Source organism: Janthinobacterium sp. TPC_1 (assembly GCF_056037845.1).
The window spans coordinates 3,393,774-3,420,711 of the sequence record NZ_CP195157.1; the positions used below are offsets into that span (position 1 = coordinate 3,393,774).

Genomic DNA, 26,938 nt, shown 5'->3' on the forward strand with positions numbered 1-26,938 from the left:
TGCAATATAGTGCATATCTATGCAAATATCCAGTTCCTGCAAGGCGCTTACAGCCAGTAATTCATGAAACGAGCCGCCCACTCCTTCATGCGGTCCGCGATGGGCCGCGTTTCCCATTTCGCCCTGGTGATTTCTTCCGAATCGCGCAAATCTTCCTGGAAGGCGTTTTCCATTTCGCGGCCGAAGCTGTCGCCCAGCACGATCACGTTCAGCTCGCTGTTATGCAGGAAGCTGCGCATGTCGATGTTGGTCGAGCCGACCGTTGACCAGGCGCCGTCGATGACGGCCGTCTTGGCGTGCAGCACGGCCAGTTTCAAGTGAAAGATGCGGATGCCGCCGGCCAGCAGCTGGTCGTACAGCGCGTGTCCCGCATGAAACACGAGGCCGCTGTCGGACACGCCGGGCAGCACCACGGTGACGTCCACGCCCCGTTTCGCGGCCGCCACCAGCGCGTCGACCGTCTGCTGGTCGGGCACGAAATAGGCGGAGGTGATGTGGATGGATTTCTTGGCTTCCTGGATAGCTAAAATATACGCCTTGTAGATTTCAAAGCCGCCGTCCGGTTCGCTGGCCACCACGCGCACCAGTTTGTCGCCCACTTCGGACAGCACGGGGAAATAATTGGCATCCGGCAAGTCGGCCTGGTCTTGCTGGGCCCAGGTGCGGATGAACAGCCACTGGAAGGCGGCCACGGCCGGGCCTTCCACTTTCACGTGCGTGTCGCGCCAGCCCACGTCCTTCTTGTCGGTAGCTTTCGATTTCGAGCGGAACAGCGAGCTTTTCGCATAGGTATCGCTGATATTGATGCCGCCCGTAAACGCCGTCTTGCCGTCGACGATCAGCACCTTGCGGTGGTCGCGGTTGTTGATCTTCCAGTCGTCGCCCTTGAGCTTGGCGGGATTGACGGGATTGAAGGCCACCAGGTGCACGCCGGCCGCGCGCATGCGTTCGAAAAACGCCTGCGGCACGCCGATCGTGCCCACGCTGTCATAGATGACGTTGACCGTCACGCCCGCTTGCTGCTTCTCGATCAGCATGTCGGCGAATTTCAGACCCAGCGGGTCCTGGTCGAAGATATACGTTTCCAGGTTGATGCTGTTCTTCGCCTCGCTGATGGCCTGGAACATGGCGGCCATCGTTTGCGGGCCGTCAAACAGCAGGGTTACCTTGTTGCCCTTGATCAAAGGCACGCCCGTGGCCGCCTCTTCCAGCGCGGCCTGGGTTTTCAAGTCCATGCCGGACTTGGCCCAGCGCTTGTTGAGCAGGGCCGCGCGGCTGTTGACGTTCAGCAAGGCGCCTTTGCCCGTGATGACATTGGGCTTGGCCACGGGGGCCAAGGTGGTGTTGAGGTTCTTGACATTGGGTAGCGAGGCGCATGCAGCCAGGGTCCAGCACAGCAGTAGGGCGGTGAGACAGGGTTGCATGCGCCGAGCGGTCATTTTTGAGCCTTGTTTGTCAGTGACAGGTTTGCCGAGTCATCGGCCAGTGCCAGGGGCGGCGGGTTTTTCGAACCAAAGAAGAAGACGATGGGTGAGCGCAGGAAGCGCTTGCCAAGGATTTTCAACAATTGCATGCCGTGCTTGAAGCGCACCTGGCGCGAACGCAGGGCGACCCACAGGGCCAGGCCGAAGCTGACGAGCAGGTTGGCCGTGCCGATGGCGAAGATGCCCGACAGCGACTTGACGGCCAGTTGCCAGCTCATATTGTGATCGAGTCCCACCAGGGCTGTCGCAAAGTTGGCGGCAGAGAAGGTGATGTGTCGGATATCGATCGGCAAGCCGATCAGGAAACCCAGGGTGCCGATGGAGCCGAGCAGGATACCGAAATAGAAGTTACCCATCAGCCCGCCCAGATTGTTTTCCAGGTACAGGCCCAGCCGCTGCAAGCGTTCCTGGCCGATCACGCGGCCCAGGCCGCGCAATTGCGCGATGCGCTGCGCCCAGCGCGTGTACAGGGCCTGGTTGTCGTAGTAGCCGGAAATCAGGCCCGCCACGAACAGGCACACGCCGGCGATCATGGCGTAGAAGATGGCGGGGCTGCCGATGGGGTCGATATCGTGCAGCAAGTGCATGGCTTTTTCCGGCGTCACCAGGTTGTGCCCCGTGATCGCCTTGTAGCCGAGCGCGATCAGCCAGGCCGTGGGAATGGCCGTCGCCAGGTTGCCCAGCACGGCCATGTTTTGCGTGCGGAACACTTTATTGATCAGTTCCGCCATGCTGTCGAGGTCGATGTTCCGGCCATCCTTGCTGTGCAGGCCGGCGGCGATGCGCGAGGCCGTCATGGCCGGCTGCTTGGTGGCCACCGTGAAGTGCAGCAAGTGGATGAACATGAAGCCGATCGAGTAATTCATGCTGAACATGAACGCTTCGACCAGCGGCGCCGAGCGCAGATACGACATCAATATCTTGAACAGGGCCATGAAGCCGATGATCACGCCCGCGCCCGCGGACGAGAGGAACATGGCGCCCATTTCGCGGCGGTTTTCCGCGATGTAGTGCTCGCCCGTGCGGCTGGCGTTTTCCGTCACATTGCGAGCCAGCAAGTTGATATTGTCGGAAAACAGGTCGCTGACCTTGTATTTGTTGTTGTGCGCCTGGATCAGTTCCAGCGCCAGCCCGACGGCGCCCGCGCGGCGGCGGCTGACCGGCTGCGGGTGCAGCAAGTCTTGCGTGGCGTCCACCGTGATGGCGGCGATGTCCACATTGTTCGATGCGGGCAGCTCGCCGCTCGTGTCGACGAGGAACAACAGCTTGCGCAGGCGCTCGATGCTTTGCGCCAGCGCCACCAGCAGGTAGGTGAGGGGAATGCTGGTGCCCTGGTACAGCGCCTTCTTGCGGATCTTGGCGATGACGGCGTCGCACTGGTCCAGCATCACCAGCAAATGGCGCGCGTCCTCGATGTGCTCGATGTCGCCCTGCAGCAGGCTCGTATAGGCGTCCAGGTAGGCGTTCACTTCCGTGTTCTGCACCATGAACGGCGACTGGAACACTTCAATTTCACTGTGGAAACGCGTCAGTTCCGGCTCCAGGCCCATGGCGCAGACGCGGTAGGACAGGGTGCGGATGGCGTCGAGCAGGCCTGGCAGCATGATGTTGCCGTCGCCGACGGCCAGTTCGACCTCGTCGCTGGTGAGCACGTCGAACAGTTCCAGCCAGTCCGTGGCGGGGACGTTGCTGATCCACAAATAATCGGTCTTCAGGTACAGCACCTGGTCGAGCGCGTCGTTCAGGTATTCGTCGCCGAGGGCGGGCGGCAGCATGCGGTAGGCGATGCGGCGTTTCAATTCAGTAAAGAAGCCGCTGTTCGACAGCACGCCGATATCGGTGTACAGGCTGGCGTGGCGGCGGCGCGCGGCCAGCACGCGCAGCACGTATTCGTGCAGGGCGCGCGCTTGCGCGGGGTTACCTTTGAGAAGCTGGCGCAGGGTGCGCACGTTGGCGATCGCGGTAGCGCTGTCGTGGGCGCGCTTGGGACGCAGTGAGTTGAATAATTCCACCAGCAAGTCGATATTGCTGGAGTTGGGGTCAATGCGTTCGAGGATAGCTAGCATGCAAAAAAACGGGCGAGCCGCTGTCGGTAAAACCAGTAGTGTACCGCCTGCGTCAAATCGCGCAACGTTCGCCACCGAACATTGCTTCACGGCAGGGCCTGCTTTTAACGCCATTTTGCCGCAAATTGCGACAATCATGCTTGCTCTTGCGTGTTGTCAGTGTGCGACGTGTTTCCCGGGACTAAGCTGAAGTTTCTGTTGTACAACGCACGGATGGCTGGACAAAAAGCGAGGATAAGGTAACACTGGGACGTGACACACAGCGCACGTCCTGATCAATACCGGAAAGTAGTTTCTTTCACGTTACCGAGATATTTATCATGCAGACCTCGTATTTTGCGCTTGCTGTGATAGGGATGGGGCCGTGGCTGCTGTTTGCGCCGGCCCAGGCTGCCGATGGCGCAGGCAATGCCGCATCCAGTAACGTTGCCGTGTACGGCGTGCTCGACGCGGGTATCGTGGCCGAACGGGGCTGTGCCGCCAATTGCGCCGGCACCAAGGTCTCGGGCGGCGTCGCGTCCGGTTCGCGCCTGGGGCTGCGGGGCCGCGAAGCGCTGGGCAATGACGTGTCCGCCGTATTCACGCTGGAAGCGGGCATCCAGAACGACACGGGCCAGTCGGAAGAGGGCCGGCTGTTCGGCCGCCAGGCCTATGTGGGCCTCGACAGCCGCCTGGGCGCGCTGACCCTGGGGCGCCAGTACAATCCGCACTACCTGGCCCTGACCGACGTGGCCGACCCGTTCAAGGGCGGCATGGCCGGCAGCGCCGGCAACCTGGCCGGCTACAGCGTGAAACGCTATGACAACACCATCAAATATGAAACCCCCGCCTTGCGCGGCGTGTCCGCCAGCGCCATCTACAGCTTTGGCGAGTCGCCCTACAGCAATGCCAACAACCGCGCGTATGGCGCCACGCTCGGCTATTCGGCCGGCGCCGTGAATGTCAGCGTGTCGCACCAGCGCAAGAATAGCCTGATCCTTGCTGCCGGCACCTTGCCCGCCATCGACATGTCGGCCCGCAACACCCTGATCGCGGCCAACCTCGACCTGAAGGTGGCGACCGCCTTTGCCGCCGTCGGTGTCAACAAGGGTTACGGCAGTTCGCCGTGGGACCCGAACAACGCCTACAGCGCGCTGGCCCTGTCGATGTCGTCGTCGGACAGCCGCGATACCTTGCTGGGCGTGTCCGTACCCGTGGGCGGCTTCAAGCTGCTGGCATCCTGGGTGCGCAAGGACGACCGCGACCTGGCCAACCGCGACGCCAGCCAGGTGGCCGTCGGCCTCACGTATTCCCTGTCAAGACGCAGCGATTTCTACGCGTCCTACGCGAAGATCCACAACAGGAACGGCGCCCGCTACACGGTGGGCAATGCCAGCGATGCGGGCCGCGGCGACGCGGCTTTTAATATGGGCTTCCGTCACGGTTTCTGAGCGGCGGCGGATGGCGCAGGGCACGTTGCGCCCAGCCACTTGCCGTTGCTCGTCACATTCACCTGTTCCGGCGTGCCGCGCGCGCTGGTGCTCACCGCCAGCTGCATGCTGAACGCCTGATCGCCCGTGAACAGCACCTTGCCTTCGCCGCTCGATTTCGGATTCGCGCAGCTGAACGACACCTTCATGCCGCCTGCGATATCGGTGTTGTTCGATTTGCAATCGCCGGGCTGGCCCGTGGGAATCTGCTTGCGCGCCGCCATGTCCGGCGTCACGCAGGCCGTCACGCGCACGGCGCCGTCGGCACCCACGGTAGGCATGGCCATGCCGCGGCTGGCCGCCATGCTTTCCAGCTGCTTGCGTTGATCGGGGGGAAGGTTGCCCAGTTGCTGCAGCACCATGGACATTGCGTTGTCGGTGGCGGCGTCGGGCGAGGCCATCTTGCTGTCGACTTGCCACAGGCCCGGTTTGATGGCGGTCGATGGCGCGGCGGCCTGGGCGCCGGCCTGGGTACCCAGGGCGGCGCAAGTGAGCAGGGTCAGGCGTAGCAGGGATGATTTCATGTGGGCGTCTCCGGAAAAGGCAGACCCCAGCATACGGCATGGCAAGCGGGGCACGCTTGCCATTGTGTTACAAACTGTGATCGGGTTCGATGCGGCGCACGTCCACGCAGGCGATGCGGCGCTCGTCCGCTTCGACGATTTCATAGCGCAAGTCGTCGAGCTCCAGCACTTCGCCCACGGCCGGCATGTTCTCGAAATGCGCCAGCAGGAAGCCGGCCAGCGAGTTGTACTCGCCGTCTTCGCTGACGAGGGTTTCCGTCTCGAACACTTGCTCCAGGTAATGCAGGTCCGTCGCGCCGTCGATGCGCCAGTGACCGGGGCCCAGCACTTCCACGTCCGGCTGCTCGTCCTCGTCGGGGAATTCGCCGGCGATGGCTTCCAGGATGTCGATCGGCGTGAGCACGCCTTGCACGGTGCCGAACTCGTCGACCACCAGCACCAGCTGGCCGCGCGAGCGCTTTAATGTTTCCATGGCTTTCAGGACGCCGGCCGCTTCCGGCACGACGACGGCTTCGCGCATGCTGGCCGGGTCGATCTTGCCGCGCGAGACGAGATCCTCGATCAGGTCCTTGCTGCGCGCGATGCCGGCCACGTTGTCGAGGTCGTCCTTGCAGACAGGAATCATGCTGTGCGGCGTGTCGCGCAGCAATTGCAGCATCTTCTCGCTGCTGTCGTTCAGGTTGACCCACGAGACGTCGCCGCGCGGCGTCATGACGGAGCGGATCGAGCGTTCGGCCAGGGTCAGTACGCCGCTGACCATGTTGCGCTCTTCCACGCCGAAGGCGGAGACGTCGGGCAATTCCTTGACTTCGTGCTCTTCCACGACTTCGCGGCCCTTGCGCCCGCCCAGCAGGCTCAGCACGGCTTGCGCCGTGCGGTCGCGCAGCGGGGCGTTCGACTGCAGCTTGAGGAAGTTGCGGCGGGCCAGCTGATTGAAGAATTCGATGACGATCGAGAAACCGATAGCGGCGTACAGATAACCCTTCGGGATGTGGAAGCCCAGGCCTTCGGCCACCAGGGACAGGCCGATCATCAGCAAAAAGCTCAGGCACAGCACGACGACGGTGGGGTGGGCGTTGACGAAGCGCGTCAGTACCTTCGAGGCCAGCATCATGACGACGATGGAAATGACGACGGCCGCCATCATCACGTACAGGTTTTCCACCATGCCGACGGCCGTGATGACGGCGTCGAGCGAAAAGACGGCGTCGAGCACGACGATCTGCGCCACCACCAGGCCGAAGCCGGCGTAGACTTTCGGGCCCGTCTGGGCGTGCGTGACGCCTTCGAGGCGTTCGTGCAGCTCGGTGGTGGCCTTGAACAGCAGGAACAGGCCGCCGACGAGCAGGATCAGGTCGCGCCCCGAGAACGAAAATTGCCAGACAAAAAAGAGCGGCGTGGTCAGCGTGACCAGCCAGGAAATCAGCGAAAGCAGGCCCAGGCGCATGACGAGGGCCAAGGTCAGGCCCAGCACGCGCGCCTTGTCGCGCTGGTGCGGCGGCAGTTTCTCGGCCAGGATGGCGATGAAAATCAGGTTGTCGATACCCAGTACGATTTCCAGTACGACCAGCGTCAGCAGGCCGACCCAGATTGTCGGGTCAAATAACCATTCCATGTGTGTAACCTTGTAAAGTTAAATCAAAATAAAGCTTGCCTGGCGGCCAGTGCCCCAGGGAATGATGTTGCTAATGTGTGATGTGATGGCGGACGCGCGGCGGCCGGGTGGCCTGCCGCGCGTCCGCTTCGGCAAGTGCCCCCGGTCCCGCTTGCCAAATGATGGCGCAAAACGGCGCGCCCTGGCGCGAGGTCGGGTACAGCGTGATGGGATCGTTGTCGCATTCGTCGGCGTCGCAGCTGTCGCCGGGCAAGCCGGCATGGACGCTGGGGTCGAGGCAATCGGCGGCAGGCATGGCGGCAGCGGCGGCCGCGACTGCGGCGTCAAGGTGCTGGAATGGGGAAGGACTGGCGTAAGCCATGCTGGCGAACGCCTGGGGTAACGCAATGAAAACAAAAAGGCAGAGCAGGACGAGAGCTCGTCTCATATACAGGCAGATAGTTCTGGAACCGTGGAGTATAACACGGGAAAATAACAGCTCGATGACAGGACTTGCGTAACTGATAAGTATGCCGTAAATTGCGAGAGCAATCATTTCCCCTGGCAGCGAAGACGCAGCGCGGGCCTGTGGCAATTCTTGCGCTTGTATTCCATTGCGCCCGCTTTTGCGCTTGTCTAATAACGTAGTGTTACCAGGACTTTGCCTTGAAACCAATTACCGCCCTCCTGCTTGCCGCCGGCATCCTCTCGCCTTCGTTCATCCTTGCCGCCACCCCAGTGGAAGCGGCGCCGGTCCAGAAAGCCGGCAAGGCTGCGCCCAACCGTGCCGCCGTCAAGGTCACGTCCGTCGAAGGCATCACCGAATACCGCCTGGCCAACGGCTTGCGCGTGCTGCTGTTCCCCGACGCCAGCAAGCCTACGCTCACCACCAACATCGTCTACCTGGTCGGTTCGCGCCATGAAAACTATGGCGAAACGGGCATGGCCCACTTGCTCGAACACTTGCTGTTCAAGCCCAGCGCCAACTTTGGCGTCAGGAAGGGCACGAAAACCCCCGTCGAGATCCTGAACTCGACGGGCGCCCAGTTCAACGGCACCACCTGGTACGACCGCACCAATTACTACGCCACTTTCCCCGCCAACGACGACAACCTGCGCCAGATGCTGGCCATGGAAGCGGACCGCATGGTCAACGCGGCCATCGACCAGAACGACCTGTGGAACCCCGTCACAAAAAAAGCGCGAAATGACGGTCGTGCGCAACGAGTTCGAGATGGGCGAGAGCGATCCGATCGGCGTGACCAGCGAACGCATCCAGGCCATCGCCTACGACTGGCACAACTATGGCAAGTCGACCATCGGCGCCCGCTCCGACATCGAGCAGGTGAATATTCCCCGCTTGCGCGCGTTTTATCATAAATATTATCAGCCGGATAACGCCGTGCTGATGGTGGCGGGCCGCTTCGATGAAGCCAAGGTCTTGAAGCAGATCAATGATTTGTTCGGCAAGATCCCGAAACCGACGCGCGTGATCGAACCGACCTACACGGCCGAACCCGTGCAGGATGGCGAGCGCGCCGTGACGGTGCGCCGCAGCGGCGGCACGCAATTCGTCGGCGCCGGCTACCACGTGGCGCCGTCCGGCAACCCGGACGCCGTCGCCATCGAGGTGCTGGGCCACGTGCTGACCGATGCGCCCGCCGGCCGCCTGCACAAGGCGCTGGTGGAAACCAAGCTGGCCAGCAAGATCGAATACAACTCGGTGAGCAACCTGGAACCGGGCTACAACCTGTTCGGCGCGCTCGTGCCCGTCGATGGCAACCTTGACGCAGCGCAAGCGGCCATGCTGAAAGTGCTGGAAGACTTGAAATCGCAGCCGATCACGGATGCGGAAGTGGCGCGCGTGAAACAGCAGCTGAACAAGCAGGTGGAACTGATCACTTCGAATACGGCGCGCATGACGATCGCCCTGACGGAGTCCCTGGCGGCCGGCGACTGGCGTTTGTTCTTCCTGCAGCGCGACCAGCTCGACAAGCTGACGACGGCGCAAGTGCAGGCGGCGGCCGAGAAATACCTGAAGAGCTCGAACCGCACCCTGGGCCGTTTCATCCCCACCGATGCGCCGGACCGCACCATTGTGCCGGCCTACGCCGACGTGGCGCCGCAGCTGGCCGGCTACACGGGCCGCGCCGTGGTGGCGCAGGGCGAAGCGTTCGACCCCAGCCCCGACAATATCGAGGCGCGCACCACGCGCTTCACCTTGCCGAACGGCTTGAAGGGCGCCTTGCTGCCGAAGAAAACCAAGGGCAGCAACGTCAGCGTCGTATTGAAATTGCAGCTCGGCAGCGAAGAAAGCTTGCGCGGCAAGGGGCAAGTGGGTAGCTACACGGCCAATTTGTTGTCGCGCGGCACGGATAAACTGTCGCGCCAGGAAGTGAAGGACAAGTTCGACCAGCTGGGCATGCAAGTGGCCATCTCCGGTGGCGCCGAAGGCGTGACCGCCATGCTGACGGGCAAGCGCGAGAACTTGCCGGCCGCCATGGATCTGCTGGCGCAAGTGCTGCAAAAGCCGGCCCTGAACGAGACGGAATTCCTGGAATTGCAGCGCGAGCGCGTGGGCCGCGCCGAGCAGGAGTTGCCTGAACCGCAGCCGCTGGCCGTGAACGCCTTCCGCCGCCTGCTCGACGCCACGCCGGAAGGCCATGTGCGCCACGTTGCTACCTTGCCGGCGGAACTGGCGCAATGGAAAGCCATCAAGGTTTCCGATGTGAAAGCCTTCCATGGCGCCTACTATGGCGCGTCGAATGCCACCTTTGCCGCCGTGGGCGACTTTGACCCGGCCGCGCTGAAGGCGCAAGTGGCCAGCCTGTACGGCAGCTGGAAGGCGCAGCAGCCCTACGTGCGCATTCCCGACGCCGTCAAGCCCGTCAGCGGCGAGAAAGTCACCCTGGAAACGCCGGACAAGGCCAACAGCGTGCTGTTCGCCATTCAGCCGGTTCCCCTCAAGGATGATGCCGCCAGCTACCCTGCCTTGCTGATGGCTAACCATATGCTCGGCGGCGGCGCCTTGCGCAGCCGCCTGGCCGACCGCATCCGCCAGAAGGAAGGCCTGTCGTACGGCGTCGGCTCGCAAGTGTCCGTGCCGTCGCGCGAACCGGCCGGCTACTGGATGGCCTACGCCATCAGCGCGCCGCAAAACACCGTCAAGGTGGAAGCGGCCCTGCGCGAGGAAATCGCCAAGGCGCTGGCCGACGGCTTTACGCAAGAGGAACTGGCGGAAGCGAAGAAAGGCTGGCTGCAATCGCAGGAAGTGGGCCGCACGCAGGACAGCGGCCTGGCGCGCGAACTGGCCGGCTACCTTGCCGAAGACCGCACCATGGCCTACGACAAGGACCTGGAAGCGAAAGTGGCGGCCCTGACCCTGGCGCAAGTGAACCAGGGCTTGCGCGAGTACCTGAAGCCAGCGGCCGTGTCGGTCGTGACGGCGGGCGATTTTGCCAAGGTGGCGAAAGAGGGTGAAAGCGGCGCGAAGGCAACGACGTCGAAATAAGCTGTTTTAGATGGAAAAAAACCCGCTGGCAATGTAATTGCCAGCGGGTTTTTTTATTGATGCGAGTCAACTTAGCGCGGCGCTAATTCCGCGACGTAAATTTCCACGCGGCGATTGCGTGCGCGTCCCGATGCATCCGCATTCGAGGCGATCGGCTCGCGGGCGCCGCGGCCTTCGGTGACGACGCGCGTCGGCGAGACGCCGCGCATGGCCAGGTAGTCGCGCGTGTGGGCGGCGCGTTCCACCGACAGCGGTTCATTGATGGAATCGCTGCCCGTGCTGTCCGTGTGGCCGATGATGCTGACCGTCGTGTTCGGGTTTTCATTCAGGGTGGCGGCAAAGCGGTCGAGAATCGGGCGGAAGTTGCCCTTGATGTCGGCGCGGTTGGTATCGAAGGAAATGTCGCTCGGGATTTCCATTTTCAGGCGGTTATCGGACGTCTGCGACACTTGCACGCCAGTACCCTGCGTGGCTTGCTCCATGGCGCGCTTCTGGTTTTCCATGCGGTTCGACCAGATATTGCCGACCACGGCGCCAGCTGCGGCACCGATCAGGGCGCCGCCGGCCGTGCGGCCGCTGCTGCCGCCACCGGTGGTGCCGCCGATCAGGGCGCCCAGGCCTGCGCCGATGCCCGCGCCCGTGGCCGTGCCACGTTGCGTCGAGGACATATCCGCGCAGCCGGTGGCGGCCAGCGCGATCACCAGCATGCCGATCAGGGATTTGGCGCCAGGGCCTTTTTTGAATGCTACTTTCATGGATTTTCTCCTTGTTTTGTTATTGGGACATACCCAGGAATTACCTGCACACGTTACTGCAAAATGGCGCTGCTTGCCAGCACGCACACCGTATGCAAAAAAAGCGGCGCCCGTTTGCACGCGCGCCGCCTTGTCTGGCCGGTAAGCCGACCTCTATAAACCGCGCCCGCTGATCAGGCGCAGCAGGACCATGATCACGGCGACTACCAGCAGAATGTGGATGAAGCCGCCAATGGTATAGGAAGTTACCAGGCCCAGCAGCCAAAGAATAATGAGTACGACGGCGATTGTATACAACATGATATGTCCTCCGAGAGTAATGTGTGGATGACGGCGGCGGCCCAGGCCTGGAAGGCGCTGGCGCATGGCGCCGTCATCGGTTCTTGTCATTGCGCGGCGATTGGGTCGCTGAACGCTGATGCCATGACTTAGTGTCTACTTTGTTTCCCTTGCGTTCTGTACGCTGTCGTACACAAGTCTCAACTATCGGGGCCGGTCGGCATGTTCGTCGGCCATGCCGGGCAGCCACGCCAGCATGCCGGCCATGCCGACGGCGCCCGCCAGGCAGCTGAGCATGCCGCCGGTGAGCAGCAGCATCACGCCGAACACGGGTGCGCTCGCTTGCGCCGGCGCCAGGTCCAGCGCGCAGAAGCCCAGCGCGGTGGCCAGGATGCCGCCGCCGATAAAACCCAGCCAGATCCTGTTGCTGCCTGTCTTGTCGTTTTCCATCGCCGCTCCTTGAGGGGAATATCCGTTGAACTTTCCTGAATGCATCATCTCGCGTCACGGCAAGCTCATCTGTACGCCAACGAACATTATCAAAAAGAAAACGCCCGGACAGGCCGGGCGTGTGTTGGATTTGCCACTCATTCCGGCAGCGGCGCCGCCGCGCTTCTCTTAGCCGATGGCGCGCAAGCCGCCGTTGACGACGCGCACGCGGTCGCCCTGGCGCCAGTTCGGCGCGGCGCTCTGGTGCACGGTGCGCGTCTTGCCGCTATCGAGGCGCACGACGATGTTGTAGCTGCGCGTGGCGCGCACGCTGCCTTCGATCTGGTTGCCGGCCACGGCGCCGCCGACGGCGCCCAGCACGGTGGCCAGTTGCTTGCCATGGCCGCCGCCCACCTGGTTGCCCAGCAAGCCGCCGACGACGGCGCCGCCGGCCGCGCCCACGCCGCTGCCTTCGGCGCGCGTATTGACTTCATGGATGGCTTCGACCACGCCGCAATTGCTGCACACCTGCGGTGCCGGTGCCGGGGCCGCCGCGTATTGCTGCGGTGGTGGCTGCTGCGGCTGCGGCTGGCGCACGGGCTGCTGCTGTGGCGGCAGGGCGGCCAGCGGCTGCGCGCCGGCCGGTTGCAAGTTTGCTGGCGGCTGGTTTGCCTGCAGGTTGGCCATTTGCTCGGCTGAGGTGCTGGCCGCCAGGGGCTGGCTATCTCCCTGGGACGAAGGCAGCCAGCCCATCAGGGCTGCCGTGCCCACGCCGCAAAACAGCAGGACGGCGACGGCGGCGGCAAGTACCAGCGGATGGAGGGATTTGGTGGTGGTGGTCATGGAAAGCTCCTTGGTTTTTATAAATAATGAAATGGGTAGTGCGTGTTATCCGTGCGATTCGCGTGTATTGCCAGTGTGCTGCGCCGCTTGCCCCGCTTCCGTGCGTCACCGTACATACAGGGGTGGTACGGCACCGTAGGCTAGGTAAAAATTATGTCGAGTTGTAACGACACCAAGGAAAAGCAATGCCACCAACGACTGCCAGCATGACCCTGTCCCGCGACGCAGGCCGATCCGGCCTGGGCACGCCTGCGGGCGCGCTTGACGCGGGCAACCGCTTGCTGGCCAGCCTGCCCGAGCACGACTTGCGGCACCTGACGGCGCTGTTCCATACCGTCACGGTCGAGGTGGGCGAGGTGCTGTACGAACCGGGCCAGCCTATCGGCCATATCTATTTCCCCGGCGATTGCCTGATCTCGCTGCTGGCCGTGGCGGAAGGCCGGATGACCCTGGAAGTGGGCTCCGTCGGCCGCGAAGGCGTGCTGGGCGCTTCCGTCGCGCTGGGCCATGATCTGGCGCAAGTGCGTGCCGTGGTGCAACGTTCCGGCACGGCCAGCCGCATCGCGCGGGCCGATTTCTGCGCCGAGTTCGCCCAGCTCGATTCCCTGCAGCGCCTGCTGTACCGCTACACGGACACTTTGCTGGCGCAAGCCATCCAGATCGCCGTGTGCAGCCGCTTCCACGTGCTCGAGGCGCGCCTGGCCCGTTCGCTGCTGATCACGCGCGACCGCCTGCAATCGGAAAAATTTCACCTGACCCATGAATTCCTCGCCCATACCCTGGGCGTGCGGCGCGTCGGCGTGACCAAGGCGGCCAGCGCGCTGCAACAGCAAAAACTCATCACCTACAGCCGCGGCAATATCGAAATCCTCGATTCGGCCGGCCTGGAAGCCGTGTCTTGCCGCTGCTACGAGCTGGTCAAGGATAGCGGCGCCATCGGCATGGCCAACGTCTTCGTCTAATTTCCTCAGAATAACTTTTCAATGTCGTCAACGGAAGCCGCACGCAAAAAAGCGGGGCAGGCGCCTGCGCGCCCACCCCGCTTTTCGGATGGCCGATTACTTCGGCTTGACTTGGTTGCCGATCACGCCGCCGACGGCGGCGCCGCCGACTGCGCCGACGGCGCTGCCGCCCGTCAGCACGGAGCCGGCAACGGCGCCGATACCAGCGCCGATGGCCGTGTTCTTATCCTGGCCGGACATGTTGGCGCAAGCGGTCAGGCTCAGCAGCAGGGCGGCAACGGAAGTGGTAGCGGCGATTTTTTTAATGATTTGCATGATAGTTCTCCTATGAATTCGGACCTCGTGGCGCCGGCATGGTATGGGCCGGGGGACTTCGTATCGCCACGTCTTGGGTGTTTCAGGCACGATCACAGAATAGGATTGTGACAAGGCAGGGTCTGTTCGGCAACGCACATAGGGGTGTAACAATTGTAATCGTGCACGGCTGCGTATTTCTTAACGGTTTTTGCGCGGCGCCTTGCCCGGTTTCGGCGCCACCGGTTTCACGCGCGCCTGGGCCAGCAGGGCCGCGCATTCGCTGTCCTCGACGGGGCCGGTATTGACCAGCGGCAGCAGCGCCGCCACGGGCGCCACCACGGCCAGCGCCAGGGCGCCGCCGGCGCGCAGGGCCAGCACGCCCTTGTCGACGCTCACGTCGGGCTTGCTGAAGGTGCCGTGCACATACAGGGGCGAGCGCAGCGAAAAGATGCGCAAGCCTTTGCTGTCGGGCCGCAGGGTCAGGTCCAGCCGTTCATCGGCCAGGTTCACCGTGCCGTCGATATGCAGGACGGCGTCATCCGTGTCGACGATGAACTGGCGCGTGCGCATCAATCCCTTGGTGACGGTGAAGTCGGCGGCCATGCAATTGAGCTTGACCTGCTTGTCGCCAGCCAGCTTGGCCAGCACGACACTGCCGATATTCAAGCCCATTTCTTCCAGCAGCAGCTTGCTGATGCTGCCCCGGTTGATCAGCGCGCGCACTTCGCCGTTCGAGCTGCCCAGCAGGCTGGCGACGGAATTGCCCGTGGCCGACAGCGAAGCGTCGCCATTGATCTCGCCCACGCTCGCTTGCAGGGCCGGCAAGCGGGGAAACAGTTGCTGGATGTGCAGATGGCGCGCGCTGGCCTTGAGTTCGGCCGCGATGCCGTTGGCGATGACCTTGCCGCTGCCGTCGAGCTTGATTTGCGACGTCAGGGTGCCGCCCGCCACGTTGAAGTTGAGCGGCGTCAAGGACAGCACGCCGTCCGTCAGCACCACGTGCGTGTCGAGCTTGCTGATTGGCAACTCGGCGTCGCGCGTGATCTTGTCGGCCGTATAGCGCACGTCGGCGTCCAGGCTGGTCCAGCGCTCCGTCTTGAAGGTTTCCACCGGCAAGAGACCCGGCCGGCCGGCCGGCTGCGTCGACGGCACGCCCCGTTCCTTCTTGCTGGCGCTGGAATCGGCGCCCACCAGTGGACCCAGGTCGGAAAATTGCAGCAGGCGCGAGTGGACGTCGCCCGTCAGGCGCTTGCGCGGCGTGCTGGCGGAAAAGGCCAGCTTGCCACTGATGTCGCTCGACCCCACCTTGCCGCTGAACTGGTCATATACCCATTCGCCGCCGCGCGGCGCCAGGGTGCCCGTCAAATGGCCTTCCGTGCTGAAGTGCGGCGTTTCCGGCAGCAGCACGCCCGTCAAGGGATACAGCCGGGCCATGCTGGGGCCGGACAGCTTCAGGCGCACGTCCAGCGCCGCCAGGTCGGCGGGGCGCGTCAGTGTGCCTTCGATGGCCACACTGCTGCCGCCCGCGCGCATGTCGGCCTGGATGGGGAAGGGCGTGCCTTGCCGCTGCAGCGACAGCACGCCGCCCGCCTTGCCGCCGCCCTGGACGCTTTCGCCGCGGTAGGTGCCGGACAGTTTCCAGGCGATGCCGTAGCGCGCATCGCCGGCGATGGTGTCGACGTCGGCGCGCATCGCCGTTTTGCTGACGCCGTCGTCCAAGGTCACGCTGCCCTTGCTGAAGACCACGCTTTGCAGCTCCAGCTGCCACGGCGATGGCTGGTCCTGCTTGTCGAAGGTCCAGTTGTTCTTGCCATCCTTGCTGCGCAGCAAGCGCACCTGCGGCGTGTCGAAGCGCAATTGCGGGATGATGATCTTCTTCTCCAACAAGGCCAGGGGATTGAGCGAGAACGCCAGCTGGCCCACGCTGGCCAGTTGCGCCTGGCCATCCGTCCCGGCCATGGTGCTCGGGTTGCCCAGGCGCACGTCCTTGGCCTGCAGGTGCGGCCAGGGCAGATAGTCGCGCCAGGTTTTTTCCCCCGCTGCCTTGCCTGGCTGCTGCCACGTCAGCGCCAGGTCGCCCTCGATGGCAAACGGCCGTCCCAGCGCTTCGCTGGCGCGCGCATTGAGCCAGGGCTTGGCGCGGTTCCAGTCCATGTTCAGCAGGACGATGGACGCCGTGACGGGCAGGGCGACGAGCACGGCGGTGCTGGCGAGGGCGATTTTCTGGCGGCGAGACAGTTGCATGGGCGACGATTCTTTCTGGACAAGTATTCACGATGCTACAGGAATCGCTGTCAAGCCGGGCCCGTTTCTCGCTTTTGCGGCCCGGCGCGTGCGCTGGCGCACGTTGCCCATGCAAGTATTGTCGATTTCCTACTCTATGTGCGGCACCGAACGGATATGCGGGGAGCCGGGGCCTATAACGTCATACATCAAACGCAGTTCCTGATTCGTTCCACCTGTTACACATCAATCACATTCTCCAGGAGAAGAAAAATGACAAACCGAGATTTCATCAACACCCCCATGACCGCTCTGGCCGCCTGCCTCACCGCCGTTGTCCTGATGACGGGCTGTTCCAGCCTGAAAACGCCGGCCACGGCCGACGTCGCCGTGTCGCGCGCCGCAGTCGATAACGCTGCCAGCGCCGGCGCTGCCGACCTGGCACCCGATGAAATGCGTTCGGCCCGCGAAAAAATGCGCATGGCCAACCAAGCGCTGAAAGACCGCGACTACAAGCTGGCGCGCGACCTGGCCGACCAGGCGCAAGCCGATGCCAAGCTGGCGCAAAGCAAGGCCAACTCGGCCAAGGCCACCAGCGCCGCCGATGAAATCAACGAGAACATCCGCGTCATGCGCGAAGAACTCGACCGTGCCAACCAGCAAGCCCCGAAACAATAACTAACAAGAAGAACAGGATTCCATCATGAAAAAAGCTACCTACACCACCATTCCCGGCCTGCTGGCCATGGCCGCCCTCGTTGCCGCCTGCAGCTCCGCACCGACCACCACCAGCCTGCTCGACCAGACGCGCGGCGATTACATGGCGGCGCAATCGAACCCGCTGGTGTCGACCTATGCGCCGCGCGAATTCCGCGAAGCGAGCGCTGCACTGGAAGCGGCCAACGCTGCCGCCACGCGCCAGGATGACAGCGAAAAAGTCGACAAGCTGGCCTACCTGGCCAAGCAAAAGATAGCCACGGCGCAAGAAGTCGCCAAGCAGAAAGCCGCCGAAGCCGATATCGCCAATGCCGGCAAGCAGCGCGACCAGTTGCGCCTCGATGCCCGCACGCAGCAGGCTGACCAGGCCACGGCCCGCGCCCAGTCGGCACAGGCGGATGCGGAAGCTGCCAAGGCACAGGCACAAGCGGCCGAAGCGTCGGCCCGCGATGCGCAGGCCCGCGCCGCCGGACTGGAAGCCCAGCTGGCCGACCTGGCCGCCAAGAAAACGGAACGCGGCATGGTCATTACCCTGGGCGACGTGCTGTTTGGCACGGACAAGGCAAACCTGACGGCCGATGGCGCGAATACGGCGCGCAAGCTGGCCGACGTGCTGAAAAACAACCCGCAGCGCACCGTGCTGATCGAAGGCTTCACGGATAGCACGGGCGGCTCCGCGCACAACCTGGAATTGTCGCAACGCCGTGCCGAATCCGTGCGCAATGCGCTGCTGGAGCAAGGCATCAGCCGCGACCGCATCGCCACGAAAGGCTATGGCGCTGCCTATCCGGCCGCCGGCAACGATACGGCGGCGAACCGCCAGCTGAATCGCCGTGTGGAGATTGTTCTGTCGGAAGACAATACGGCCATTCCTGCCCGCCGTTAAGAGCTGCGCCGCCTGGCGCGGCAGTAGAAAGGCAGCACCGGCCGAATGCTGGCCGGTGGATACCCATGCAATACTTGAAAGGAAGCATCATGACCCAAACATCTGTTGAGATTCCAGCTGGCATCGATACGGCCGCCATCCGCGCGGCCGCCAAAAACCTGGACGACGGCGCCGTGACGGCCGGCTACCAGGGCGACCGCCAGGAGTTGATCACCCTGTTGAATGGGGCGCTGGCCACCGAACTGGTGTGTATTGCGCGCTATAAACGCCATTACTACACCGTGAGCGGGCGCGACAATGGCACCATCAAGGCCGAGTTCCTTGAGCATGCGCAACAGGAGCAGGAGCACGCCGACTGGCTGGCCGAACGCATCGTGCAATTGAATGGCAAGCCAGATTTTAATCCTGCAACATTGCTTGCGCGCAGCCATGCCGAGTATGATGACTCCGAAGACGTGCAAAGCATGGTGCGTGCCAATCTGATCGCGGAACGGGTAGCGATCGAGTCGTATCGCCAGATGATCGTGAAAATTGGCGACAAAGACCCGACGACACGCCATTTGTTGATCAAAATCATGGCTGTCGAGGAAGAGCACGCCGATGATATGCGCGATCTAATGGAATAGTGTTTTTGAGTAAAGTAGGTATAGTAACTACATTCATCCACAGCTAAGGAGCTAAACCATGTTGGAAAACAATATCACCACCGTCAATAACGATGTCAAAACGCTGGTCAAGGATGCGCAAGCCCTGTTCAGCGCCGCTGCCGCCCTGACGGGCGAAAAAGCTGACGAAGTGCGCATCAAGGGCATGAAAACCCTGGACGCCGCTCTGGCCAAGGCACACGAAGCGCAAGCGTCGGCCATCGTCGCCACCAAGCAGATGGCTGCCCAGGCAGACGGTTATGTCAAGGAAAACCCATGGCGCACGGTGGCCGTCGCCGCTGGCGTCGGCGTGCTGGTCGGCTTCATCCTGGGCCGCAAGTAATCCCACTCAGGAGCGATATGGACAAGTCTGCTTCGTCTCACCAGGGGCCGGGATTGATCGGTTCGGTTGCCGGCCTGGCCAAGAACGCCGTCGGACTGATGTTGTCGCGGCTGGAACTGGCCACCATCGAACTGTCGGAAGTGCGCAATCACGTGTTGCAGCTGATTGTCATTTTCGCGCTGGCGACGGTGGCGGGCTTGTTTGCCATCGCTTACGGCAGCGTGCTGATCGTCTTCCTGGCCTGGGATAGCCTGGGCTGGAAGATCCTGGCGATCATGACGGTCGTGTTCGTACTGCTGGGCATCGGCCTGGTCATGTATGCGCGCGCCATGCTGCGTCAAGGACGGCTGTCCATGCCCGCCACCATGGCGGAATTGAAGGCCGACCGCGACATGCTGATGTAAGCTGCCCTACGAGGAGAATTCATGTTGGAAAACGACAAACTGGCGGCGCAAGCCGCCCGCAAGCGCCTGCTGATCGCCCAGGGCGAGATGTACCGCGTGGGCATCGTGCATGCGCGCGCCAACGTGGGCTATGCCTTGCGTCCCGAATCGATGCTGCAGGGCGTGGTCGAAACGGCGGTCGGCTTTGCCGGCCACCGCGTCGAATCCCTGCTGGCACCGGGCGGCATGCGTTTGCAAGGTGCCATGCCTTACGTGCTGACGGCGCTATCGTTTATCGGACGCAAGAAGCTGGTGAAGCCGGCCCTGGTCCTCGTGGCCGTGGCCGCCGCGGCCGCCAGCTGGCTGCGCCGCAAGCGCTGAACGCCAGCCGCACAGGAACGCCGTCATCGACGGCGTTTTTTTTTGCCTGTACGCAACGTCCGACGCGCGCACGCGCAAGCGCGCACAATCCCTTAAAGCGCGCACAATTCCTTAAAGCGCGCACAATCCCTTACAATGATTCACGCCGCATTTCGCGCGGCGGACAGAGGGGCCATCTTGATGACGAATGCGAAGACACCGATCAATCAGTTAAATCCTTCGCGCCTGCGCATCGTGCTGGTGCTGCAAGGCGGCGGCGCACTGGGCGCCTACCAGGCCGGCGTCTACCACGCCTTGCACGAACATGGCCTGGCGCCCGACTGGGTGGTGGGCACCTCGATCGGCGCCATCAATGCCGCCATTCTGGCAGGCAACAAGCACGAAGACCGCCTCGTGCGCCTAAAACAGTTCTGGCAGCGCGTGGCGCACCGCGACAGCATCGACATGAACCTTGTTTCTGACCAGCAACGCCGCTCGAACATCTGGCTGGCCACGCTCGATACGGTGCTGCGCGGCGTGCCCGGCTTCTTCAAGCCGCGCGCATTCAGCCTGTTTCCCGCCGGAATTGCCGTCAAGCCGGAAGAAGCGAGCTTCTACGATACGGGCGAGCTGGCCAGCACGCTCGGTGAACTGGTCGATTTCGATTACCTGAACCAGCCGGGCGGCATGCGCCTGACGGTCAACGCCCTGCGCGTCAAATGCGGCAGCCTCACCAGTTTCGACAGCCAGCAGCAACCGTTGACGGCCGACCACATCCGCGCCAGCGGCGCCTTGCCGCCCGGCTTCGCCGGTGTGCGGATCGATGGCGATTTATATTGGGATGGCGGCCTGTACTCGAACACCCCGCTGGAAACCGTGCTCGACGATACGCCCCACGTCGACACGCTCGTCTTCATGGTCGATTTGTGGAGTTCGGAAGGGCCGGAACCGACGACCCTCGATGAAGTGCAGACGCGGCAAAAGGACGTCACCTTCGCGTCGCGCTCGAAACGCCACATCGAGGATTACGTCAACACGCATACCCTGCAGCACAAGGCGGGAACTGTACGCCCGCCTGCCCGAGGACGCGCACAGCCACCGCCAGGCCGAAGAACTGGCGGCGCTGGGCTGCGACAGCACCATGCACATCGTGCGCCTGCCGTACGCGGGGCGCGACTGGCATATGGCGGCCAAGGACATCAACTTTTCCAAGGGCTCCATCGAGTGGCGCTGGGAGCAGGGCTACCAGGATGCCTTGCGCGCAATCAAGGCGGCCGGCTGGCTGGCCTTTGTCACGGAAGACACGCCGCTCGTGGTGCATGAATTGCCGCCATACGAGCGCGACGCCGCTTAGTGACGCCTGTCAAAACCTGCTGCGCGTCGGTATAGGCGGCCTGCGATGCTCACCGTACTAGAGTACGGTTGCGCTTCTTAGCCACCTCTCCCTTCCGCTCGCGACGGTTTTGTCAGGCGTTGCGGTTTGTCTGGCGTCGCAACAGCACGACGCATCACTGCGGATGCGCCGCTTCGCGCAGTTTTTCCGCGTTCGCCATGTCTTGGCGGTACGTATCCTGCGCGTCCTTCAGGCAGCTGGCGCGCGCGGCGGACGGTTCCAGACGACAAGCTTTCTTGGCCTCGGCCAGGGCGGCGCTGATTTCCTTGCGCAGGGTGCGCAGCTGGGCTTGCGCCGTGCTGTCTTCCTGATACCAGCGTTGCGGGTCGCCCGGCTGCGGCGTGGCCGTCTGGGCCAGTGCCAATGGTGCCACGCTGCAAGCGAACAGGGTGGCCAAGAGTGTGTTGTGGATAGTCATGATATTTCCTCCTTGCAATAAAAAAGGCGCCGTAGCGCCTTTTTTTACAACCTGCCCGTCAGTAATAGCAGGATCAGTATCACTACGACCAGGCCGGCGATGCCGCTGGGGCCGTAACCCCAGTTGCGGCTATGCGGCCAGGTGGGCAGGACGCCGACCAGGGCCAGGATCAAGATGATCAGAATGATGGTGCCCATGGTATCTCCTTGTTGGTGCATGGTCCGGCGCGGGCTTGCTGGCAAGCCCGGCCAGCGGATTAATAGCGGTAGACGCGGCCGTCAACGACGCGTACGCGGTTGCCCGGGCGCAAATCATTCGCGTTGTCCTGCACCACGGTGCGGTATTCGCCGTTGTCGAGGCGTACGCTGATCTGGTAAGCCTGCGCTTGCTGCTTGCGGCCTTCCACCTGGTTGCCGACCACGCCGCCAGCGACGGCGCCCGCCACGGTGGCGGCCGTGCGGCCGCTGCCCGAGCCGATGGTGTTGCCCAGCAGGGCGCCGGCGATGCCGCCGACCACGGCGCCGGCGCCGCTGGTCTGTCCGCCGCCTTGCACGATCTGGATGGAGTCGACAGTGCCATACATGGCGGACTCAGGCTGGTTGGCCGGGTAATACTGTTGTGACTGGGTAGGGCCGGTGGCGCAACCGCTGAGTACGGCGGTTGCGGCGAGCATCAGTGCAGCCAAGGTGGCGTTGGTTTTCATTTTATTCTCCTGACGAGGTGAGGGTGTAGGGCCATCTTAGTCAGGCCCGTGCCTCCGGTCTGTACGCTGCCGCACGTACCTATTTGCTGCTTAAATGACATCTTTGGCTGGCGCTATCCGGCAAAACGTTGTTATTTCTCCCTGTCTGCCTTCCGCTTTCAAAATAAATTACTTGTGTACGGCAGCGTACAGAAGAGCGGCGGCGATCCACGTAAAACGGTAGTCATGCCAAGCAGACATGCTTGCTACCACCAGGGAGAAATACATGCACAACAAGAACAAGCTTTTCACCGCCATCGTCGTCAGCCTGGCGTGCGCCGCCTGGGGCGGCCAGGCAGTGGCTGCCACGCCGGAAGCGAAAGCGGCCTACAAGGCGGCCAATGAACAGGCGGGCCTGAATTACAAGCTGGCACACGCCGAATGCGAAAAAATCACGGGCAACCCGAAGGACGTCTGCATCGCCGAAGCGAAGGCCGTGCGCGCCTATGATGAAGCAGTTGCTCAGGCGCAATACACGAATACCCTGCGTGCCTACACCAAGGCGCGCATCAAGATTGCCGATGCCAACTACGACGTCGACCTGGCGCGCTGCAATGCGCTGACGGGCAACGACAAGGATGTCTGCGTCAAGCTGGCCAAGTCCACCAAGGTGGCGGCCCTGGCCGATGCCAAGGCGGACAAGAAAGTCATCGAAGCGCGCAGCGATGCGCGTGAAGCAAAAAGAAAAGCCGAGTACAAGGTCGCGACAGAAAAATGCGATGCATTGGCCGGCGCAGCCAAGGATGACTGTATCAAGGCTGCAAAAACCCAGTTTGGCTACTGAGCTCCCTCCGGCGCACAGTCACCACACTGGTATAAGAAGCTCATTGTGAGCACATTGATTGACCACTCCTAAGGAAACCACCATGAAATTCACTAAATCGATCGCTACTGGCCTTTTCGTCGCTTCCCTGTTCGCCGTTGCAGGTTGCGCTTCCACCCCAACCAAGGAAGGTACGGGCGAGTACCTGGACGACGCGGCCATCACCACCAAGGTAAAAGCCAGCAGCATCTTCAATGAGCCGACCCTGAAATCGACGGAAATCAACGTTGAAACCTTCAAGGGCGTGGTTCAGCTGAGCGGCTTCGTTGCGCAGCCAGCCGATGCCGCCAAAGCGGGCGAAGTTGCCCGTGGCGTCAAGGGCGTGAAGTCGGTGAAAAACGACATCCGCGTCAAGTAATGGCATGAACTGCCGCAGCGGCCAGCCCCACGGCTGGCCCTGCGGCCCTCCACCGACCGTCGCGGGAATCGCATGCATATCCAGCCTACAGATACCCCGCCCGAGCCGGTGGCGGCTGCCTCCACCGAGCCTGCCGGGCCACCTCCCGGCGCGCCCGTGGAGCAGCCAGACGCATCCCTGCGTTTGCCGCTGCACGTCCATGCGCGCGGCATGGCCCTGGGCATCATCGCCACCGTCAGCTTCATCTATGCGCTGCAGTGGGCACAGAAATTCCTCATTCCCGTCATCTTCGGCATTTTCATTGCCTATACCCTCAATCCCGTCGTCGCCTGGCTGGAAAAGCTGCGCCTGCCGCGCGCCATCGGCGCCACGGCCGTCACGGCCCTGATCCTGTTCGGCTCCATCGTCGTCGTCGAGCGCGTGCAGGGCGAATTTGAATCCATCGTGGAAGAGTTGCCGGCCGCCACGCATAAACTGTCGCGGCTAATCGCCGCCAGTACGGGCGGCAAGAACAGCACCTTCCAGAAAATGCAAGCCGTGGCCAATGAAATCGAGCAAGTGGCCGCCGGCGCCGAAGCGCGCCGCAACAACCGCCGCGCCGCCGCTGCCGAGGCGCCCAACTTCAAGATCATGGACTGGGTCTGGGCCGGTTCGCTGGGTCTGGTGGGCTTTCTCAGCCAGGCCACCATGGTCATCTTCCTCGTGTTTTTCCTGCTGCTGTCGGGCGATACCTTCAAGCGCAAGCTCGTCAAGCTGACGGGGCCGTCGCTGAGCCGCAAGAAGGTCACCGTGCACATCCTGGAAGACATCAATACCTCGATCCAGAAACTATATGTTCATGCTGCTCGTCACGAATGTCTTGCTGGCCGTCCTGATGTGGATCGCGCTGCGCGTGATCGGCCTGGAAAACGCGGGCGCCTGGGCCATCGTGGCCGGCTTGCTGCACATCATGCCGTATTTCGGCCCGCTGCTCATCACCATCGCCACGGGCCTGGTGGCCTTTTTACAGTTCGAATCGCTGGAAATGGTCTTGCTGGTGACGGGCACGTCGATGGCCATCGCCACCCTGGTGGGTACCTTTGTGACCACCTGGATGACGGGGCGCATCGCCCGCATGAATCCCACGGCTGTCTTCATCAGCCTGCTGTTCTGGGGCTGGCTGTGGGGCGTCTGGGGCTTGCTGCTGGGCGTGCCCATCATCGTCATCGTGAAGGTGGTGGCCGAGCGCGTGCAGGGCATGGAAGTGGTGGCCGAGCTGCTGGGCGAATAGTTTGCGGCAGCACAAGAAAAACGGCGCCCGCGGGCGCCGTTTTGACATGCGTCAGCCTGCTCAGGACTGGTGGCGTTTCAGTATCTTGACTTGCACGTCGCCATCGTCCGTCTTCGGCATATCCTTCATGCTGCCCAGCTGCAGGGCGAACTGGCGCGTGAATTCGGCGCCCAGGAAGAAGATTTGCGCCGAGTAATACACCCACAGCAGCAGGGCCACCAGCGAACCGGCCGCGCCATAGCTGCTGGCCACGCCGCTATTGCCGATGTACACGCCAATCGCGTATTTTCCCAGTGAAAACATGAACGCCGTGCCCACGGCACCGATCAGCACGTCGCGCCAGGACAGGCGCACGCGCGGCAGCATTTTATAGATGACGGCAAACAGGCTGGCGATGACGGCAAAGCCGATCAGGTTCGACAAAATGGTAAACAGCACGGCCGTGTCTTTCCACACGCCTTCCCAGAAGTTGGCGAGGATGGCCATGGCCGCGTTGACCACCAGCGACACCATCAGCAGGAAGGCCAGCACCAGTACCAGGCCGAAGGAGAGCACGCGTGCGCAGCATGTCCCAGGCGCCCGCCTCTTTCAATGGCGGCACTTGCCAGATTTCATCGAGGCTGGCCTTCAGTTCCGCAAACACGCTGGTGGCGCCAAACAGCAGCAGGGCGCTGGCGATGAGGGTGGCGATGCGGCCTTGCTCATGGTTCTTCGCGCCGGCCAGCACCAGCTGGATGGCTTCGGCGCCCTGCGTGCCCAGCAAGCCCTGCAGTTGACCCATCAGCTCGCCGCGCGCGGCGGCCGGGCCATAGAAGAAGCCGGCGATGGCGATCACCAGCACGAGGATGGGGGCGATGGAAAACAAGGTGTAGTAGGCGAGGGCCGCGCCCTTGCTCGAGGCGCGGTGTTCCAGCCATTCGGTGACGGAGCAGACGATGACGCTGCGCATTTGTTTGCTGAGCGGCGCCAGGCCGGCCAGCCTGGGATAGCGGGTAGAAAAATTCATGATGGCTTTCAATGCAAAAAAGGGGCGCGAGCCCCTTTTTTTATTTACAAGTGGCGTACCACCGTTCAGCTTACTGCACGCGGCGTTCGATGGTGATCTGTTCCACTTCAACGCGGCGGTTCGGTTCCAGGCACTTGATCAGGTCGGCACGTTTCTTGTTATCGCAGGTGACGACAGGATTGGTGGAGCCTTTGCCTTCGGCCGTCAGGCGGTTGGCGGCGACGCCATGGGCGACCAGGTATTCCTTGACGGCGTCAGCGCGCTGCTGCGACAGTTTCAGGTTGTACTTGGGCGAACCGATGCGGTCGGCATAACCGCTGATGACGACGTTGTTGACGTCCGGCGCTGCGTTCAGCACGCGGGCGATTTCGTCGAGCTTGGTCTGTGTCGGACCCAGCTTGGCGCTGTCGAACGCGAACAGTTCCGTTGCCGACATCGTCACTTTTTCAAAGCGTGCCGGCGGCGGTGGCGGTGGTGGTGGCGGCACGACCACGACGACTTCCTCGCGCACTGGCGGCGGTGGCGGTGGTGGCGGCGGTGCAGGCGGTTTGTCGAACGCGAAGTTCAGGCCCACGGTGACGTAGTAGTTGTTCGACTTGCTGCTCGGGTCGAAGGTATTGCCGCGCAGGAAACCGTGCACATTGCGCACGTCAGCCTGGAACGACAATTGATCATTGATGGTGGACTGGAAGCCCAGGCCGACGCTGGCGTATGGCGAACTCTTGCTGCGTTCGCCGAAGGCAAAGCTGGTGTCCTTGTCGCGCTGCATGCCGGCACCGACCAGCAGGAAGGGGCGGAAGGCTTTGCGCGAGAACATGTACAGGCCGTCTACGCCCAGCGTATTTTGCTGGTAGCGCTGTTGGCCATCCTTGGAGCGGGCATACGTGGTGCCCAGTTGGATATCCCAGTCCTGGGAAACAGGTTTGCCGAAACGCAAGCCTGCGCCATAGCCGGTTTTATCCGTGGCGAAGTCGGAATCTGGCTTGAGTGCGTTGAGGCTGGGTTGAATGTACCAGGAAGGATTGATTTCCTGGGCCTGTGCGCCGAGGAGGGCGGAGCACAGTACTGCGGCGGCAACGGCGATTTTTTTTAGATTATTCACAAGTAACTCCCAACGTTGATAAGAGATTGTCTCTACTGCATCAATGCGACAACTGCC

The 26,938-nt window shown here is 62.6% G+C and carries 27 protein-coding genes and 3 pseudogenes; 14 read left to right on the forward strand and 16 right to left on the reverse strand.

Annotated features, from left to right (window positions below):
- Window positions 1-47: 47 nt before the first annotated feature.
- Window positions 48-1,439 (reverse strand): cardiolipin synthase, encoded by a 1,392-nt coding sequence (gene cls, locus ACQVLG_RS16700; RefSeq protein ID WP_474290257.1) that lies wholly within the window; start codon window positions 1,437-1,439, stop codon window positions 48-50.
- Window positions 1,436-3,550: a site-specific recombinase gene (locus ACQVLG_RS16705; RefSeq protein WP_474290259.1), complete on the reverse strand. Its 2,115-nt coding sequence runs from the start codon at window positions 3,548-3,550 to the stop codon at window positions 1,436-1,438. The genes cls and ACQVLG_RS16705 overlap by 4 nt, the downstream gene beginning before the upstream one ends.
- Window positions 3,551-3,870: 320 nt before the next feature.
- Between ACQVLG_RS16705 and ACQVLG_RS16710 the strand changes: the two genes are divergently transcribed.
- Entirely contained in the window at window positions 3,871-4,980 is a 1,110-nt protein-coding gene (locus ACQVLG_RS16710; protein WP_474290260.1) for a porin, read from the forward strand.
- Here ACQVLG_RS16710 and ACQVLG_RS16715 read toward each other — a convergent pair.
- The 3 genes from ACQVLG_RS16715 to ACQVLG_RS16725 form a co-directional block, all read right to left on the reverse strand.
- Window positions 4,968-5,543: a DUF3617 domain-containing protein gene (locus tag ACQVLG_RS16715; protein WP_474290262.1), complete on the reverse strand. Its 576-nt coding sequence runs from the start codon at window positions 5,541-5,543 to the stop codon at window positions 4,968-4,970. The two genes, ACQVLG_RS16710 and ACQVLG_RS16715, sit on opposite strands and share 13 nt — an antisense overlap.
- 67 nt (window positions 5,544-5,610) lie before the next feature.
- Entirely contained in the window at window positions 5,611-7,158 is a 1,548-nt protein-coding gene (locus ACQVLG_RS16720) for a TerC family protein (RefSeq protein WP_474290263.1), read from the reverse strand.
- Between the two features lie 70 nt (window positions 7,159-7,228).
- A complete protein-coding gene (locus tag ACQVLG_RS16725; protein WP_230541781.1) occupies window positions 7,229-7,519 on the reverse strand; it encodes a hypothetical protein in 291 nt (96 codons plus the stop codon).
- Between the two features lie 284 nt (window positions 7,520-7,803).
- Here ACQVLG_RS16725 and ACQVLG_RS16730 point away from each other — a divergent pair, with 284 nt between their 5' ends.
- Together ACQVLG_RS16730 and ACQVLG_RS16735 are read left to right on the forward strand one after the other, a co-directional pair.
- Complete coding sequence (locus ACQVLG_RS16730) at window positions 7,804-8,517, forward strand: M16 family metallopeptidase (RefSeq protein ID WP_474290265.1); 714 nt, start codon at window positions 7,804-7,806, stop codon at window positions 8,515-8,517.
- 28 nt (window positions 8,518-8,545) lie between these two features.
- The gene (locus ACQVLG_RS16735) at window positions 8,546-10,648 is read left to right on the forward strand and encodes a M16 family metallopeptidase (RefSeq protein WP_474295676.1); all 2,103 of its coding nucleotides are present in this window, start codon (window positions 8,546-8,548) and stop codon (window positions 10,646-10,648) included.
- A 71-nt stretch (window positions 10,649-10,719) separates the two neighbouring features.
- Here ACQVLG_RS16735 and ACQVLG_RS16740 read toward each other — a convergent pair whose 3' ends face one another.
- From ACQVLG_RS16740 to ACQVLG_RS16755, 4 genes are all read right to left on the reverse strand, one after another.
- Window positions 10,720-11,355, reverse strand: coding sequence for a YiaD family glycine zipper/OmpA-like lipoprotein (locus ACQVLG_RS16740; protein ID WP_442908098.1), 636 nt, complete (start codon window positions 11,353-11,355; stop codon window positions 10,720-10,722).
- A gap of 201 nt (window positions 11,356-11,556) precedes the next feature.
- Window positions 11,557-11,703 (reverse strand): lmo0937 family membrane protein, encoded by a 147-nt coding sequence (locus ACQVLG_RS16745; RefSeq protein ID WP_010396376.1) that lies wholly within the window; start codon window positions 11,701-11,703, stop codon window positions 11,557-11,559.
- 183 nt (window positions 11,704-11,886) lie between these two features.
- A complete protein-coding gene (locus ACQVLG_RS16750; protein ID WP_474290266.1) occupies window positions 11,887-12,132 on the reverse strand; it encodes a hypothetical protein in 246 nt (81 codons plus the stop codon).
- A 168-nt stretch (window positions 12,133-12,300) separates the two neighbouring features.
- On the reverse strand, window positions 12,301-12,954 hold the full coding sequence (locus ACQVLG_RS16755) for an outer membrane lipoprotein (RefSeq protein ID WP_474290267.1): 654 nt from the start codon (window positions 12,952-12,954) through the stop codon (window positions 12,301-12,303).
- A gap of 185 nt (window positions 12,955-13,139) precedes the next feature.
- Between ACQVLG_RS16755 and ACQVLG_RS16760 the strand changes: the two genes are divergently transcribed.
- On the forward strand, window positions 13,140-13,916 hold the full coding sequence (locus ACQVLG_RS16760) for a Crp/Fnr family transcriptional regulator (protein WP_230541776.1): 777 nt from the start codon (window positions 13,140-13,142) through the stop codon (window positions 13,914-13,916).
- A 96-nt stretch (window positions 13,917-14,012) separates the two neighbouring features.
- On the opposite strand, the gene ACQVLG_RS16765 is transcribed toward ACQVLG_RS16760, so the two are convergent.
- Complete coding sequence (locus ACQVLG_RS16765) at window positions 14,013-14,231, reverse strand: glycine zipper 2TM domain-containing protein (protein WP_010396384.1); 219 nt, start codon at window positions 14,229-14,231, stop codon at window positions 14,013-14,015.
- A gap of 180 nt (window positions 14,232-14,411) precedes the next feature.
- Window positions 14,412-16,457, reverse strand: coding sequence for an AsmA family protein (locus tag ACQVLG_RS16770; RefSeq protein WP_474290268.1), 2,046 nt, complete (start codon window positions 16,455-16,457; stop codon window positions 14,412-14,414).
- 282 nt (window positions 16,458-16,739) lie between these two features.
- Between ACQVLG_RS16770 and ACQVLG_RS16775 the strand changes: the two genes are divergently transcribed.
- The 7 genes and pseudogenes from ACQVLG_RS16775 (at window position 16,740) to ACQVLG_RS16805 (ending at window position 21,123) form a co-directional block, all read left to right on the forward strand.
- Complete coding sequence (locus ACQVLG_RS16775) at window positions 16,740-17,114, forward strand: DUF4398 domain-containing protein (protein WP_474290269.1); 375 nt, start codon at window positions 16,740-16,742, stop codon at window positions 17,112-17,114.
- A gap of 25 nt (window positions 17,115-17,139) precedes the next feature.
- Window positions 17,140-18,039, forward strand: a complete 900-nt coding sequence (locus ACQVLG_RS16780) for an OmpA family protein (RefSeq protein WP_230541774.1) — start codon at window positions 17,140-17,142, stop codon at window positions 18,037-18,039.
- A gap of 89 nt (window positions 18,040-18,128) precedes the next feature.
- Complete coding sequence (locus ACQVLG_RS16785) at window positions 18,129-18,665, forward strand: ferritin-like domain-containing protein (protein WP_070224913.1); 537 nt, start codon at window positions 18,129-18,131, stop codon at window positions 18,663-18,665.
- Between the two features lie 58 nt (window positions 18,666-18,723).
- A complete protein-coding gene (locus ACQVLG_RS16790) occupies window positions 18,724-19,026 on the forward strand; it encodes an ElaB/YgaM/YqjD family protein (protein ID WP_034758939.1) in 303 nt (100 codons plus the stop codon).
- Between the two features lie 17 nt (window positions 19,027-19,043).
- Window positions 19,044-19,430 (forward strand): phage holin family protein, encoded by a 387-nt coding sequence (locus ACQVLG_RS16795; protein ID WP_474290272.1) that lies wholly within the window; start codon window positions 19,044-19,046, stop codon window positions 19,428-19,430.
- 21 nt (window positions 19,431-19,451) lie between these two features.
- Complete coding sequence (locus ACQVLG_RS16800; protein WP_474290273.1) at window positions 19,452-19,790, forward strand: hypothetical protein; 339 nt, start codon at window positions 19,452-19,454, stop codon at window positions 19,788-19,790.
- A gap of 180 nt (window positions 19,791-19,970) precedes the next feature.
- Window positions 19,971-21,123 (forward strand): annotated as a pseudogene (locus tag ACQVLG_RS16805) (patatin-like phospholipase family protein).
- Between the two features lie 154 nt (window positions 21,124-21,277).
- Here ACQVLG_RS16805 and ACQVLG_RS16810 read toward each other — a convergent pair.
- From ACQVLG_RS16810 to ACQVLG_RS16820, 3 genes are read right to left on the reverse strand one after another with little or no spacing between them, the layout of a single operon-like run.
- The gene (locus ACQVLG_RS16810) at window positions 21,278-21,580 is read right to left on the reverse strand and encodes a hypothetical protein (protein WP_474290274.1); all 303 of its coding nucleotides are present in this window, start codon (window positions 21,578-21,580) and stop codon (window positions 21,278-21,280) included.
- 44 nt (window positions 21,581-21,624) lie between these two features.
- Window positions 21,625-21,777 carry a DUF3309 family protein gene (locus tag ACQVLG_RS16815; protein WP_010396415.1) on the reverse strand — a complete coding sequence of 51 codons (153 nt, stop codon included), beginning with the start codon at window positions 21,775-21,777 and terminating at the stop codon, window positions 21,625-21,627.
- Window positions 21,778-21,836: 59 nt separating this feature from the next.
- Window positions 21,837-22,283: an outer membrane lipoprotein gene (locus ACQVLG_RS16820; RefSeq protein ID WP_230541770.1), complete on the reverse strand. Its 447-nt coding sequence runs from the start codon at window positions 22,281-22,283 to the stop codon at window positions 21,837-21,839.
- A gap of 265 nt (window positions 22,284-22,548) precedes the next feature.
- On the opposite strand from ACQVLG_RS16820, the gene ACQVLG_RS16825 reads away from it, so the two are divergent.
- The 3 genes and pseudogenes from ACQVLG_RS16825 (at window position 22,549) to ACQVLG_RS16835 (ending at window position 24,773) form a co-directional block, all read left to right on the forward strand.
- The gene (locus ACQVLG_RS16825; protein WP_474290276.1) at window positions 22,549-23,106 is read left to right on the forward strand and encodes a hypothetical protein; all 558 of its coding nucleotides are present in this window, start codon (window positions 22,549-22,551) and stop codon (window positions 23,104-23,106) included.
- An 82-nt stretch (window positions 23,107-23,188) separates the two neighbouring features.
- Complete coding sequence (locus ACQVLG_RS16830; protein WP_474290277.1) at window positions 23,189-23,503, forward strand: BON domain-containing protein; 315 nt, start codon at window positions 23,189-23,191, stop codon at window positions 23,501-23,503.
- Window positions 23,504-23,680: 177 nt separating this feature from the next.
- Window positions 23,681-24,773, forward strand: a pseudogene (locus ACQVLG_RS16835) (AI-2E family transporter).
- 60 nt (window positions 24,774-24,833) lie between these two features.
- Here ACQVLG_RS16835 and ACQVLG_RS16840 read toward each other — a convergent pair.
- Both ACQVLG_RS16840 and ACQVLG_RS16845 read right to left on the reverse strand, forming a co-directional pair.
- Window positions 24,834-25,722 (reverse strand): annotated as a pseudogene (locus ACQVLG_RS16840) (YihY/virulence factor BrkB family protein).
- Window positions 25,723-25,849: 127 nt separating this feature from the next.
- Window positions 25,850-26,881, reverse strand: a complete 1,032-nt coding sequence (locus tag ACQVLG_RS16845) for an OmpA family protein (RefSeq protein ID WP_474290278.1) — start codon at window positions 26,879-26,881, stop codon at window positions 25,850-25,852.
- Between the last annotated feature and the right edge of the window lie 57 nt (window positions 26,882-26,938).